This window comes from Methylobacterium aquaticum, assembly GCF_016804325.1.
Classification (GTDB): Bacteria; Pseudomonadota; Alphaproteobacteria; order Rhizobiales; family Beijerinckiaceae; genus Methylobacterium; species Methylobacterium aquaticum_C.
Genome location: NZ_CP043627.1, coordinates 1625001 through 1638495, shown reverse-complemented (window position 1 = coordinate 1638495; position 13495 = coordinate 1625001). Strand labels below are relative to the sequence as shown.

Below are 13495 nucleotides of genomic sequence, written 5' to 3'. Positions count from 1 at the left end.
ACGCAGGGCCGTCGCGAGGGCGAGGGGACCTCGGCGCGTGGCGGCGAGGGTTCTACGAAAAACCCTGCCGCGGGCGTCTCGGAGATCCTGCCGGGCCCGGCACCCGGATCACGCGCTCCGGCTCAGCGGCGGGGCGGCGTGGAAGCGCTGGATCTCCAGGTGGATGCGGTCGAGGGGCATCACCTTGGCCGCGGCACCCCGCTCGATCGCCTCTTTGGGCATCCCGAACACGACGCAGCTCTCCTCGTCCTGGGCGATCGTCTGGGCGCCGGCGCGGCGCATCTCCAGGAGGCCGTTGGCGCCGTCGTCGCCCATGCCGGTCATCAGGATGCCGAGCGCGTTGGCGCCGGCGGCCTGCGCCGCCGAGCGGAACATCACGTCGACGGAGGGGCGGTGGCGCGAGACGAGGGGGCCGTCCTTGACCGCGACCGAGTAGGTCGCGCCGGTCCGCTGGATCAGCAGGTGCCGCCCGCCGGGCGCGATCAGGGCACGGCCGGGCAGCACCGCGTCCCCGGTCTCCGCCTCCTTGACGGCGATGGCGCAGAGCCCGTCGAGCCGGCGGGCGAAGGCGGCGGTGAAGTGCTCGGGCATGTGCTGCACGATCACGATGCCGGGCGATTCGGCCGGCAGGAGCTCCAGCACGTCGCGCAGGGCCTCGGTGCCGCCGGTCGAGGCGCCGATGCAGACGATCGGCTCGGTGCCGGTGACCCGGCGGGTCGGGACCGGCGGCGGCAGGACGGCGTCCGCCGTCAGCTTGGCCTCGATGGTCCGGCGCACCTCGCGCCGCGGGCGCAGGCGCGAGCGGGCGGCGGCCCGCACGGCGTCGCAGACCCGCACGGAGGACTCGACCAGGAACTGGCGCGTATCGACCCGGGGCTTGGGCAGCACGTCGACGGCGCCCGCCTCCAGCACCTCGAACAGCATGCGCGAGCCGGCTTCCGTCAGCGTCGAGCAGACGATCACCGGGATCGGCCGCTGGGCCATGATCTTGCGCAGGAAGGTGAGGCCGTCCATGCGCGGCATCTCGAGGTCGAGGATGATGACGTCGGGCACCTCCTCCTGGATGCGGCGTGCCGCCACGAACGGATCGGCGGCGGTGCCCACGACGGCGATGTCGGTGGCCGTGGCGAGGATCTGGCAGAGCGTCTGCCGGACGGAGGCCGAATCGTCGACGACGAGGACGCGGATCGGAGCGGTCGCGGGCATGGGCGTTCCCTCAGCGGCGGAAGACCGTGGACGTCACCTGGGTCAGGCCCGGGACGCCGGAGACGGACATCGATTCGGAATGGCCCACGACGAGGTAGCCGCCCGGGCGGAGGTGGCCGGACAGCCGCTCGAGCACCGCCCGCTGCGTCGGCCGGTCGAAGTAGATCAGCACGTTGCGGCAGAAGACGACGTCGACGTCGCGGTCGACGCCATAGCGCTCGTCCATCAGGTTGAGGCGGCGGAAGCGCACCCGGCGGCGCAATTCGGGCACGATCCGGCCGACCTGGCGGGCGGGATCGCGGGCCGCCATGACGTAGCGGCGCCGGAAGGCCGGCGGCACGGCCGCCAGCATCTCCTCGGAATAGATCCCGTCGGCGGCCGAGCGCAGGACCTCCGTCGAGATGTCGGTGCCGAGGATCGCGTAGTCGAAGCGCTGGCCCGCGCCGATCATGTCCTGGAGGACCATCGCGAGCGTGTAGGCCTCGGCCCCCGTCGAGGCGGCCGAGCTCCAGATCTTCAGGAGCGGCCGGTCGCCGCGATGGGCCGCCAGCGCGCAGAGCCGCGGCACCAGCGTGTCGCGCAAGATGTCGAAATGCGCCGGCTCCCGGAAGAAGTCGGTCTTGTTGGTGGTCACGCAGTCGACGAGATGCACGAACTCGTCGGCGAGCCGCCCCTCGTCGAAGAGGTGGCGGGCATAGGCGTCGAGGCTGTCGAGCTGGAGCGCCCGCACGCGCTTGCGCAGGCGCCCCTCGACCATCGTGCGCTTCGAGGACGGCAGCTGGATGCCGACGCGTGCCTCGATGACCTCGGCGATCGACCGGAAATGCCGCTCGCTCAGCTGCTGCGACGTGAGGGGGAGGGACGCGGGCTGGAGGGACATGCGGGCGCCGGTCCTCAGGCGGCCAGGGGCCGGCCGGCGAGGGCCGGCTCGTCGCCCGCCATCAGCCGGGCGAGGTCGAACACGACCACGAAGGCGTCGCCGCGCCGGCCGATCCCGGCGATGTAGCTGGAGCGCCAGCGCCCGCCGACCTCGGGGGCGGCCTCCATCTCGGCCCGGTCGAGTTCCGTCACCTCGAAGACCCGGTCGGCGACGAAGCCGACCCGCAGGATCCGGTCCGCCATCGGCACGTTGAGCAGGATGATCCGGGTGGCGGGCGTCGGCGCCTCGGGCGGCAAGCCGAGCTTGGTGCGCAGGTCGACCACCGGATAGCTCTGGCCGCGCACGTCGATCATCCCGACCAGGAAGGCCGGTGCCTGCGGCAGGGAGGCGGGCACGCGGTAATCCAGGATCTCCTGGACGTGCTCGATGTCGATCCCGAAGGTCTCGCGCCCGAGACCGAGGGTCAGATACTGCCACACACTCGACATCCTGGCACTCCGGCTTGCCTGCGGGCCCGCCCCGGAAGGCGGAGCCCGATCGCGAAAAAATCGTCCGAGGGGTGATCGATGAGGCGCCCGGCCGGGCCGGGGCTCTCGATGCATCTCACGAAGCTCCCGAAGGCCGCGCCGCCGACCTCGCGAGGGGGAGGGCGGTCGCTCGGGAGCTTGGTGAGAGGCACGGGACATACGGGATCCGGATGCTTGCCATCCGGATCCCGGTGGGCCTGCGGCAATGCCCGCCCGCAGGCCCGTTCCGGTCAGGTGAGGCGGGTAAAATCGGCGTCGCGGTCGTCGGCTTCGTTCATCTCGAAGGTGAAGCCGCCCCCGCTCGCCGCTCTCCGGATCGGGCGGGCGACCGTGCCGCGCTGGGCAGGGGCCTTGGCCGGCACCTTGGCTGTCGCTTTCGGCGACTTCACCCCCGTCGCGGACGCCGCCATCCGCGCCGCCGCGGCGCGCAGCTGCGACACCGCCCCATCGACCGGCCGCGAATGGCCCCCGGGGCCGCAGCCTCGTCGATCCGGAAATAGGCGATCGTCTCCTGCAACGCCTCGGCCTGCGCGGCCAGCTCCTCGGAGGTCGCCGAGACCTCCTCGGACGCGCTCGCATTCTGCTGCGTCACCTTGTCGAGCTGCTGGATCGCGAGGTTGATCTGCCCGGACCCGACATCCTGCTCGCGGCACGCCGCCGAGATCTCCTCCACCAGAGCCGCCGTCCGCTTGATGTCCGGCACCAGCCGGCCGAGCATGTCGCCGGCCGCCTGCGCCGCCTTCACCGTATCGATCGACAGCGTCCCGATCTCGGCGGCGGCCGCCTGGCTGCGCTCGGCGAGCTTCCGCACCTCGCTCGCCACCACGGCAAAGCCCCGGCCGTGCTCGCCGGCGCGTGCCGCCTCGACGGCGGCGTTGAGCGCCAGGAGGTCGGTCTGGCGGGCGATCTCCTGGACGATGGTGATCTTCTGGGCGATCGTCTGCATCGCCTCGACGGCACGGCCGACCGCGACGCCGCTGGCTTCCGCATCCTTGGCCGACTGGCGGGCGATGGCCTCGGTCTGGCCGGCATTCTCGGCGTTCTGCTTCACGTTGGCGGCCATCTCCTCCATCGAGGCGGAGGCTTCCTCGGTCGAGGCGGCCTGCTCGGTCGAGCCCTGCGACAGCTGCTCGGCCGAGGCCGACAGCTCCTGCGAGCCCGCCGAGACGTTGGCCGCCGCCGCCGAGGCTTCCGCCACCACGGAGCGCAGGCGCGTCAGCATCTGCTCGAGGGCGATGCCGAGGCCGTCCTTGTCCGAGAGGCGCTTGGCCTCGACGGTCAGGTCGCCGCCGGCGATCGCGGTCGCGACCTCGGCGATCGCCCGCAGGTTCGCGGTCATCGCCCGGAGATTGGCCTGCACCTCGCTGCTCAGGCCGCCGTAATCCTTCGACAGCGACCGGGAGAAGTCGCCGATCGAGGCCGCCGCCAGCACCTCGGAGATGTCCCGGAACGCCTGCTCGACCGCGAGCGCGGTGCCCTGGATCTGCCCGACCTCGTCGCGCCGGCCGGTCTCGATCGGGGTCGCCAGCTCGGCGAGCTTGCCGCTGACCCGGGTCACGGGCCGGGCCACGGTGCGGATCAGCAGGACGGCGATGCCGGCCGCGATCAGGAGGTTCGCCAGGATGCCGAGCAGGATCATCTGCGTCGTCGTGTCGAAGGCGGCGCTCTGCGCGGCCCGCCGGGTCTGCATCAGCGCGTTCTCGGCGCCGATCACGTCGGCGACCTTGGCACGCAGACCGTCCATGGCCTCCTTGCCGGCGCCGGCGATCTCGGTCTGCCGCGCGGTCTCGCGCGTCTCGGCGCTGGCCATCAGGGCGATGCCCTTCTCGGCGACGCCGTGATGCCACGCTTCCGCCAGCCGGTGCATCGCGTCGAGCCGGTCCTGCTGGGCCGGGTTGTCGGCCGTCAGGGTCTTGGCATGGCGCCAATTGGCCTCGAAGGCGTCCCAGCCCTTCCGGTAGGGATCGAGGAACTTCGCATCCCCCGACAGCAGGAAGCCGCGATAGCCGGTTTCCTGGTCGACCATGCCGGACAGCGCGTGGTTGGCCGCGTCGATCACCTGGATCGTGTGGTCGGACCAGCCGACCGCCTGCCGGATTTCGGACGACTTCCAGTACACGACGCCGTTCACGCCCAGACCGACGGTGAGCATCACGGCGAAGCTGAGACCGAGCTTCTGGGGTATCGAGATGTTGTCGACCATGCCCATGATGAAACTTTCCCCTGATCGGACCGGAGGAGCCAGGAAGTGACGGATCCCCGCGTCGGCGCCCGGTAGAGCTGAGGCCGCAGGAGTTCGGGACGCGCGTGGGGAGCCGCCGAGGGCGATCCCGCGTGGTCAATCGGGGTGCCCGGGCGGGCGCGAGGGATCGCGTCCGCCCGGGCCCGGTGCCTGTGCCTTTCGGCGTCAGGCGACCCGGGTGAAGTCGGCGTCGCGCTCGTCGCCCTCGCTCATGTCGAAGGCGAAGCCGCCTCCGCTCGCCGGTTTCCGCGCCGGCCGCGCGGGCACGCCGCGCTTCGGCATCGCCTTGGCGGGCGACCGGACCACCGCCGAGGGCGCCGCCATCCGCGAGGCCGTGGCGCGCAGCTGCGACACCGCCCCGTCGATCATCGGCGACCCGTCTGCCGCGCCGGCCCGCCCGTCGATCCGGAAATAGGCGATCGTGGCCTGCAGCGTCTCGGCCTGCGCCGCCAGCTCCTCGGAGGTCGCCGAGACCTGCTCGGAGGCCGACGCGTTCTGCTGCGTCACCTTGTCGAGCTGCTGGATCGCCTGGTTGATCTGGCCCGACCCGACATCCTGCTCGCGGCACGCCGCCGAGATCTCCTCGACCAAAGCCGCCGTCTTCTTGATGTCCGGCACCAGCCGGCCGAGCATGTCGCCGGCCTGTTGCGCCGCCTTGACCGTATCGATCGACAGCGTCCCGATCTCGGCGGCTGCCGCCTGCGAGCGCTCGGCGAGCTTCCGCACCTCGCTCGCCACCACGGCAAAGCCGCGTCCGTGCTCGCCGGCCCGGGCCGCCTCGACGGCGGCGTTGAGCGCCAGGAGGTCGGTCTGGCGGGCGATCTCCTGCACGATGGTGATCTTCTGGGCGATGGTCTGCATCGCCTCGACGGCGCGGCCGACCGCGACGCCGCTGGCTTCCGCATCCTTGGCGGACTGGCGGGCGATGGCCTCGGTCTGGCCGGCATTCTCGGCGTTCTGCTTCACGTTGGCGGCCATCTCCTCCATCGAGGCGGAGGCTTCCTCGGTCGAGGCGGCCTGCTCGGTCGAGCCCTGCGACAGCTGCTCGGCCGAGGCCGACAGTTCCTGCGAGCCCGCCGAGACGTTGCTCGCCGCCGACACCACCTGCCCGACGACCTCGCGCAGCTTGACGTTCATCGCCTGGATCGCCTGCAGGAGCTCCGTCACCTCGTCGCGCCCGGTCGGGACCACGTCCTTCGTCAGGTCGCCGGCGGCGACGCTCCGGGCGGCGGAGACCGCCTTCGAGAGGCCGCGCGAGATCGAGAGCGCCAGCCACAGCGCCATGGCGAGGCCGAGGATCACGGCGCCGACCACGACGGCGACCAGGACCGTGCGGGTCGTCTCGTAGGCCGACTGCGTCTCGCGCACGAAGCCGTTGGCCACGCTCTCCTCGTAGCCGCGCAGCTTGCCCACCTCCTCGACCACCGCCCGGCGGGCCTCCGTGAACGGGCCGACATAGTAGCGCAGGGCCTTGGCATCGGTGTTGGCCAGCCCGAGGGCGAAGACCTTCTCGGCCGAGGGCTCCCAGGCCTTCACGGCGGCGGAGAGGGCGCCGGCGGCCTCGGCATAGCCCGCGGCCCGACCGGCCTCGCCGAGCTTCGCGAGATCGCGCCACAGGGCCTTCTGGGTATCGCCGAACTCCCCGGCGATCTTGGCCAGCAGGGCGTCGTCGGTGACGACGATCTCGCGGTAGATCTCGCCGCGCAGGCGGAACATCTTGGCTTCGATGGCGCCGATCAGGACACGGTCCTCCGCCGGGAGGTCGGGCCGGGCCTTGATCTCGTCGATGCGCCCCATCACCGCCGTGTAAGCCGCGAGCTGCTCGCCCGTCGCGATGGTGTTGGCGGTGTTGTTGCCGTTCTGGACCGCGAATTCCAGGCCCTTGGTCACGGCGTCGGTCAGCTTGGCCCAGTTCTCGCGCAGGGGCTGGACGCGGGCGCGCTCCTCCGCCGGGACGAGGTCGGTGTAGTCCCGCAGGATGCCCTGGAGCTTGGCGTCGTTCGCCTTGAACTCGGTGAACAGCTTCTCGCGGGCGGCGTTCGTCGGCTCCAGCATCGAGCGCGCGAACATCCGGGCGGCATCGTAGGACATCGCCTCGATGCGCAGGATCCGCTGGACCTGGGAGAACGGCCGGGCGGCGAAAGACTGCATCCGGTCGTTGGACTGGCTCAGGCTCGACACGGCCAGGGTGCCGGCCCCGCCGAGGAGGACGAGGATTGCCCCGAAGGCGATCCCGAGCTTCGCTTTGATCGTGAACCGCATCGATGTGTGCTCTCTGCTGCGCGTCTAGAGGGGTTCAGACGAAATCATCGGGATGGGTCGGAGCCGATGGCGATCCGGGACGGTGGGCGTGTCCCATCGTCCGGTGTGCCCGCGCGAGCGTCGACCTCGCGCGGGGATCGGGGATGCCCGCGTCAGGCGACGCGGGTGAAATCGGCGTCGCGCTCGTCGCCCTCGCTCATGTCGAGGGAGAAGCCGCCTCCGCCGAGGCCGCCGGCCATGGACCGGGCCGACGGTGACTTGGCCGACGGCAACTTGGCCGAAGACAGCTTGGACTTGGCCGCCGGTTGAGCTGCGACGGCGCGCTTCACCGGCCCCTTGGCGGGCGACCGGACCATCGCCGAGGGCGCCGCCATCCGCGACGCCGTGGCGCGCAGCTGCGACACCGCCCCGTCGATCGGCCGCGACGAGGCTGCCTCCTCGTCGATCCGGAAGAAGGCGATCGTGGCCTGCAGCGTCTCGGCCTGCGCCGCCAGCTCCTCGGAGGTCGCCGAGACCTGCTCGGAGGCCGACGCGTTCTGCTGCGTCACCTTGTCGAGCTGCTGGATCGCCTGGTTGATCTGCCCGGACCCGACATCCTGCTCGCGGCACGCCGCCGAGATCTCCTCGACCAAAGCCGCCGTCTTCTTGATGTCCGGCACCAGCCGGCCGAGCATGTCGCCGGCCGCCTGCGCCGCCTTGACCGTGTCGATCGACAGCGTCCCGATCTCGGCGGCCGCCGCCTGGCTGCGCTCGGCGAGCTTCCGCACCTCGCTCGCCACCACGGCAAAGCCGCGTCCGTGCTCGCCGGCCCGGGCCGCCTCGACGGCGGCGTTGAGCGCCAGGAGGTCGGTCTGGCGGGCGATCTCCTGCACGATGGTGATCTTCTGGGCGATGGTCTGCATCGCCTCGACGGCACGGCCGACCGCGACGCCACTGGCTTCCGCATCCTTGGCGGACTGGCGGGCGATGGCCTCGGTCTGGCCGGCATTCTCGGCGTTCTGTTTCACGTTGGCGGCCATCTCCTCCATCGAGGCGGAGGCCTCCTCGGTGGACGCGGCCTGCTCGGTCGAGCCCTGCGACAGCTGCTCGGCCGAGGCCGACAGCTCCTGCGAGCCCGCCGAGACGTTGGCGGCCGCCGCGGAGGCATCCGCCACCACGGAGCGCAGCCGCGCGAGCATCGTCTGCAGGGCCAGGCCCATCCGGTCCTGGTCGGAGAGGGGCTTGGCCTCCACCGTGAGGTCGCCCTGCGCGATCGCGTCGGCGAGGCCGGCGGTGGCGTTCAGGTTGGCGGTCATCCGGTTCATGGCGGTGACGAGGTCGCCGATCTCGTCGCGGGAGGTCACCGTGACCGTCTGGCCGAGATCGCCGATCGCCACCGCGTCGGCGAGCGACACCGCGCGGCTCAGGCCCCGCGAGATGGTGACGGCGAGCCAGGTGGCGATGCCGAAGCCGACGAGCAGCGCGCCCGCCAGCACCGCGAGCAGGATCGTCTGCCCCTCGCTCGATTCCGCCTTGGCCCGCATCACCGCATCGGTCATGCGCTTGGCCTGGAATTCCGCCAGGGCGTCGAAGGCGCGGATCGTCGTGGTGCTCGTGACCGCATACTCGCCCGAGGCGAGGGCGGCGGCCTGGATGGTGGAGCCGGTCTCGACGATGGCGAGCGCCTTCTGGAACGAGGCGGACCAGGCGGTGTATTTCTGCCGGACCGCCTCGACGGGAAGCCCGCGCCCGGTGGCCACCCGCATGAGCTCGTCCATCGCCCGCGCGATCTCCTCGCGCACCTGCTTGGCGGTGCTCACCCGCTGCTCCAGGGCGGCGACGCTGAGGGCGCCGGTCGCCGACTGCATCTGGCCCCAGGCCCGCTCCATCCGGATCTGGACCGCCGCCGTGGCGCGGACGAATTCGTCGCCGCCCGGCTCGCCCGTCCGGCTCTTGACGAGCTCGTCCAGTTCGGCGCGCAGCGCGACCGTGGCGGGACGCCCGGCCGTGTCGATCTCCGACCAGGTCCGGGCGTTCGAGTTGAGCCGGGTCAGGTCCGCCACCCGGGTGGCGATCGCGCGCTGCTTCTCGTACTTGTCGGACAGGTCGTCGAAGAGCCGCCGGCCCTCCTCGGAATTGATGTAGGTCTTGGCCTTCGCCATCGCGGCGAGCGCATCGGCGCGGTTATCCGCGGCGCGCTTGGCGAAATCGGCCATCTGCGCGTCATCCGCGCTGATGACGGCCGCGCGCGTGTTCGAGATGCCCCGGATGGCGTTGGCCTTCGCGTCGAGGACGAGCGCCTGGACCTCGGAGCGGCCGACGACGAACTTCATCGCCTCGTCGGCGGCGGTGAGTTTCTGGTACCCGACCCCGCCGGCCACGCCGGCCAGGACGAGGACCGCGGCGAAGCCGCCGGCGAGTTTCGCCTTGATGGTCAGACGCATGGGATTTCTTCGCCCTCGAGGGATTTTCCGACGACGCGGGGTCCGGTTCGTCGAGGAAATGCTGTGGAATCGAAAATCTCGGCCCGGCGGCCTCGCAGGGCGCCCGGGCCGGACGCTCGTTCAGTTCAGGATGCGCTCGACATCGGGCAGGATGACGAACTCGGTTCCGCACTTGACGATCGACTTGATGTATTCGGGCCGCCACGAGGTGCCGACCTTCGGAACCGCCTGCGCCGTGCCGGTCTCGACCTCGGTCACCTCGAAGACCTTGTCGGCGACGAGGGCGACGATGACCGGATCGCCCGCGATGTCGACCTCGATCACCACGAAGCGGGTATCCGGGGTCGCCGCTTCCGGCTTCATGCCGAAGCGCTCGCGGATGTCGGCGAGCGGCACGACGTTGCCGCGCACGTTCACGACCCGGTCGAGATGCGGGCGGGCGCCCGCCACCCGGGTCGTCGGGATCGGGTCGATGATCTCCCGCACCATGCCGGCATCGAGCGCGAAGGTCTCGGAGCCGATCCGCACCTTCACCACCTGCAAACCGGCCGTCGGCCGGAGCTCGTCCACTGTGCCGGTCATCAGGCCACGTCCTGGTATTCGCGCGGCATATCCACGTGCCCGCCGGACACGAGACGCGCGACGTCGATGATGAGGGCGGCGGTGCCGTCGCCGAGGATCGTCGCGCCCGAGAAGGTCGCCACGTCGGCGTGGAGCTTCGACAGCGACTTGATCACCGTCTGGTGGTTGCCGATGATCTGATCGACCAGAAGCCCGACCCGGGTCTCGCCGACCGAGACGATGATCACCTTCTGGTACGGGTCGGGCTCTCCCTCCGCCCCGAACAGCGAGCGCAGCCGCAGGAACGGCACCAGCACGCCGCGGATGTCCAGGAAGTCGCGGCCCCGGCTCGCCCGGTCGCCCATCGGCAGCTCGACGCATTCCTCGACCGCGGCGAGCGGCACGACGTAGCGTCCCTCGCCGACCCGGATCAGCAGGCCCTCGATGATCGCGAGCGTCAGCGGCAGCCGGAGCGAGACCGTGGTGCCGGCGCCGGGCTCGGTCGTGATGTCGATCGTGCCGCGCAACGACTCGATGGTCTTCTTGACCACGTCCATGCCGACGCCGCGCCCCGACAGGGCCGAGATCGTCGCGGCGGTCGAGAAGCCGGGGGCGAACAGGAACTGGTAGACCTGCTGGTCGTTCAACGCCACGCCGGGGGCGACGAGCCCCTTCTCCTCGGCCTTGGCGCGGATGCGGGCCGCGTCGAGCCCGGCGCCGTCGTCGCGCACGCTGATCCGCACCTGGGCCCCGGCATGCTCGGCCGACAGGGTGATGCGGCCGGTGGCGCCCTTGGGGCTGCCCGCGCGCCGGGCCGGGTCCTCGATGCCGTGGTCGATGGCGTTGCGGATCAGGTGGACCAGCGGATCGGCCAGGCGCTCGATCACCGTCTTGTCGAGCTCGGTCTCCTCGCCCTCGGTGACGAAATCGACCGGCTTGCCGAGATCCCGCGACAGGTCGTGGACGAGGCGCCGGAAGCGGCCGAACAGAGCCCCGATCGGCACCATGCGGATGCTCATCGTGGTGTCGCGCAGGCGTGCCGAGAGGCGCTCGATCTCCTCGGCGACGGTCTTGATCCCGCCATCGGCGTGCAGGCCGGCGAGCTGGCTCAGCCGCGCCTGGGCGATGACGAGCTCGCCGACCCGGTCCATCAGCTCGTCGAGGCGGCCGGCCTCGACCCGCACCGTGCTGGTGGTCCGCTCCTCGCGCCCCCGCGCGGCCGCCCGCGGCTCGGGCGCCGGCGGGGAGGCGGGACGCGCGGCCGGCTGCATCGGCACCGGCTCCGCGGCGGCCGCCGGCGGGGCGACAGGCGCCAGGGTGAGGGTCATCTCGTCCTGGACGAACAGGAAGACGTCCTCGATCGCCTCCCGGGTCACGCCGGCCGGCAGCGTGACGTCCCAGCCCATCGACAGGGCCTCGGGATCGAGGGCGGCGAGGTCGGGCACGGCGTCGAGCCGCGGCACGATCGCGGAGGCGCCGAGGTCGCGCAGGTCGTCGAGGAGCGCGAGCGGGTTGGTACCGTTGCGCAGCACGTCCGGCGCGAAGGCGATCCCGACCTGCCAGCCGGTCGCTGCCGGCGCGGCCTCGGCGACCGGAGCCGGCTCGGCCCCCGTCCGGCCGGTCGCCCGGCCGACGAGGCCGCCGAGCTCGTCGAGGATGGCCTGGCCGAAGACCGGCTCGGCCCCGTCGGGATCCTCGATCAGGAGACGGATGTAGTCCTTGGCCGACAGGGCGACGTTCACGAGGTCGACGCTCGCCGGAACCTTGCCCTGGCGCACGAGGTCGAAGGCCGTCTCGAAATCGTGGGTGAACGCCGCCACGCGCTCGAAGCCGAACATCGCCCCCGAGCCCTTGATGGTGTGGAGCGCGCGGAACGCCGTATCGATCAGCGCCCTGTCCTGCGGCTTCTCGCCGAGATCGAGCAAGGTCGTCTCGAGGCAGGCCAGAAGCTCGTCGGCCTCCATGCGGAACACGTCGACCGGGTTGAGGGAAGTCATGTCTGCATCGACCCTTGGATCGCGCGGAATGGGATCGCGCAGAAATCGCGAAGACGGATGCGCCACGCCGCCTCGCCCGCCCCGTCTCGCCCGCCTCCTTCGCCGTCCGCGGGGCGCGCGGATGGCAGGGTTCGTGCCGTCGGATCGGTTTCCGGCAAATGCGACCTGTCGCAGTAATCAAAAGTTGCCCTAAGGGCGCTAATTTTGGGTTAGCGATGGTGGATGCGTTTCCGACCCTTCGCGCCGGGTTCCCGCAGACGTGGTGAATGAAGACAAGCATGGTAAACGAAAAAAGACCGCAGGGCGGTCTTGGCTAGGCTGTCTTGGCCAGGCGGTCTTTGAAGCTGCAAGGTCTCTGCGAAGACGCGAAACGGCCGCGCGCGATGATCGGACGACGGCGCACGAAACGCTCCGTCATCCGGCAAACGGCGGAGCGTCGGTCAGAACAGGTCGATGCCGTCGAACTCGTCGACGGTCGGCGCCTCGACCGAGGCCGCGGCGGCCGGGACGATGAGTGCGGGGCTCGATTCCCGGCCGGTCTCCTGTTGCAGGATCCGGCTCCGCAGGCGTTCCCGGACCTGGCCGAGGGTGCAGGAGGCGATCATCGCCTCGGCCCAGGCCTGTTCGGGGGCATGCCCGGAGGCGTCGATTCCTCCTGCCGCCGTCGCCTCGTCCATCCGGCCGAGCTCGGCGGCGAGCCCCCGCAGCACCGTCTGGCTGTTCTCGATGCGCTGCTTCGTCAGGTCCTGGAACTGCAACGCCACGATGGCGCCCGACACGTCGGCGGTGATCGACTGGGTCGTCTCGGCGGTCTGCTGCAGGATGCCGGCGAAGCGCGAGTTCTGGGCGACCAGGGTCTGCATCACGGTGTGGACCCGCGCCTCGGCGCTGCGGCTCTCGTCCGAGACGTCGACGGTCGCGATGTCCTGCAACAGGCCGTGGCTGTCGCGCAGGCCCGTGGCGATCGAGCCGATCTGGTCCTTGATCGTGCCCGAGAGCGTGTTGATCGACTGCGCCAGCTGGCGGACCTCGTCGGCCACCACCGCGAAGGCCCGGCCGGCCTCTCCCGCCCGCGCCGCCTCGATCTTGGCGTTGAGGGCGAGCAGGTTGGTCTGCCGGTTGATCGCCTCGATCCGTGCGACACTGCCCTCGACCGCGTCGATCTCGGTGAGGACCGTGTCGAGGGCGCGGGCCGTCGCGCCGCCCTGGCGGGAGAGCCCGCCCACCTTGTCCATCAGCGCGGTCAGGGTCTCCCCGAGACCGGACGCGACGTCCGAGAGGAGGACCGAGCGCCCGTCGATCTCGACCGACTGGATCGAGGCGCCGAGGCCCTGCACGATCTCGGCCTGTTCGCGGGTCGAGGCCGCGATGTTCTCGAAACGCTGGGTCAGGCCCTG

Annotated in this window: 10 protein-coding genes (1 of these 10 running past the window's edge); all 10 read right to left on the bottom strand. The window is 71.2% G+C overall.

Annotated features, from left to right (window positions below; translation table 11 throughout):
- Positions 1–108: 108 nt before the first annotated feature.
- Positions 109–1206, bottom strand: coding sequence for a protein-glutamate methylesterase/protein-glutamine glutaminase (locus tag F1D61_RS07270; protein WP_203157201.1), 1098 nt, complete (start codon positions 1204–1206; stop codon positions 109–111).
- Positions 1207–1216: 10 nt separating this feature from the next.
- A complete protein-coding gene (locus F1D61_RS07265; protein WP_203157199.1) occupies positions 1217–2086 on the bottom strand; it encodes a CheR family methyltransferase in 870 nt (289 codons plus the stop codon).
- 14 nt (positions 2087–2100) lie between these two features.
- Positions 2101–2574 carry a chemotaxis protein CheW gene (locus F1D61_RS07260; RefSeq protein WP_203157197.1) on the bottom strand — a complete coding sequence of 158 codons (474 nt, stop codon included), beginning with the start codon at positions 2572–2574 and terminating at the stop codon, positions 2101–2103.
- 269 nt (positions 2575–2843) lie between these two features.
- The gene (locus F1D61_RS35005; RefSeq protein WP_203157195.1) at positions 2844–3002 is read right to left on the bottom strand and encodes a hypothetical protein; all 159 of its coding nucleotides are present in this window, start codon (positions 3000–3002) and stop codon (positions 2844–2846) included.
- Positions 2999–4822: a methyl-accepting chemotaxis protein gene (locus F1D61_RS07250; protein WP_348649433.1), complete on the bottom strand. Its 1824-nt coding sequence runs from the start codon at positions 4820–4822 to the stop codon at positions 2999–3001. The genes F1D61_RS35005 and F1D61_RS07250 overlap by 4 nt, the downstream gene beginning before the upstream one ends.
- 198 nt (positions 4823–5020) lie before the next feature.
- A complete protein-coding gene (locus F1D61_RS07245; RefSeq protein ID WP_203157193.1) occupies positions 5021–7117 on the bottom strand; it encodes a HAMP domain-containing methyl-accepting chemotaxis protein in 2097 nt (698 codons plus the stop codon).
- Positions 7118–7269: 152 nt separating this feature from the next.
- Positions 7270–9540, bottom strand: coding sequence for a HAMP domain-containing methyl-accepting chemotaxis protein (locus tag F1D61_RS07240; RefSeq protein ID WP_203157191.1), 2271 nt, complete (start codon positions 9538–9540; stop codon positions 7270–7272).
- 120 nt (positions 9541–9660) lie between these two features.
- Complete coding sequence (locus F1D61_RS07235; RefSeq protein WP_203157190.1) at positions 9661–10122, bottom strand: chemotaxis protein CheW; 462 nt, start codon at positions 10120–10122, stop codon at positions 9661–9663.
- On the bottom strand, positions 10122–12098 hold the full coding sequence (locus F1D61_RS07230; protein ID WP_203157188.1) for a chemotaxis protein CheA: 1977 nt from the start codon (positions 12096–12098) through the stop codon (positions 10122–10124). The genes F1D61_RS07235 and F1D61_RS07230 overlap by 1 nt, the downstream gene beginning before the upstream one ends.
- Positions 12099–12538: 440 nt before the next feature.
- Positions 12539–13495, bottom strand: partial view of a methyl-accepting chemotaxis protein gene (locus F1D61_RS07225; protein ID WP_246775763.1) — the 3' portion only. 261 nt of this gene lie beyond the right edge of the window; only the last 957 of its 1218 coding nucleotides appear in the window; the start codon falls outside the window, past its right edge; the stop codon is at positions 12539–12541.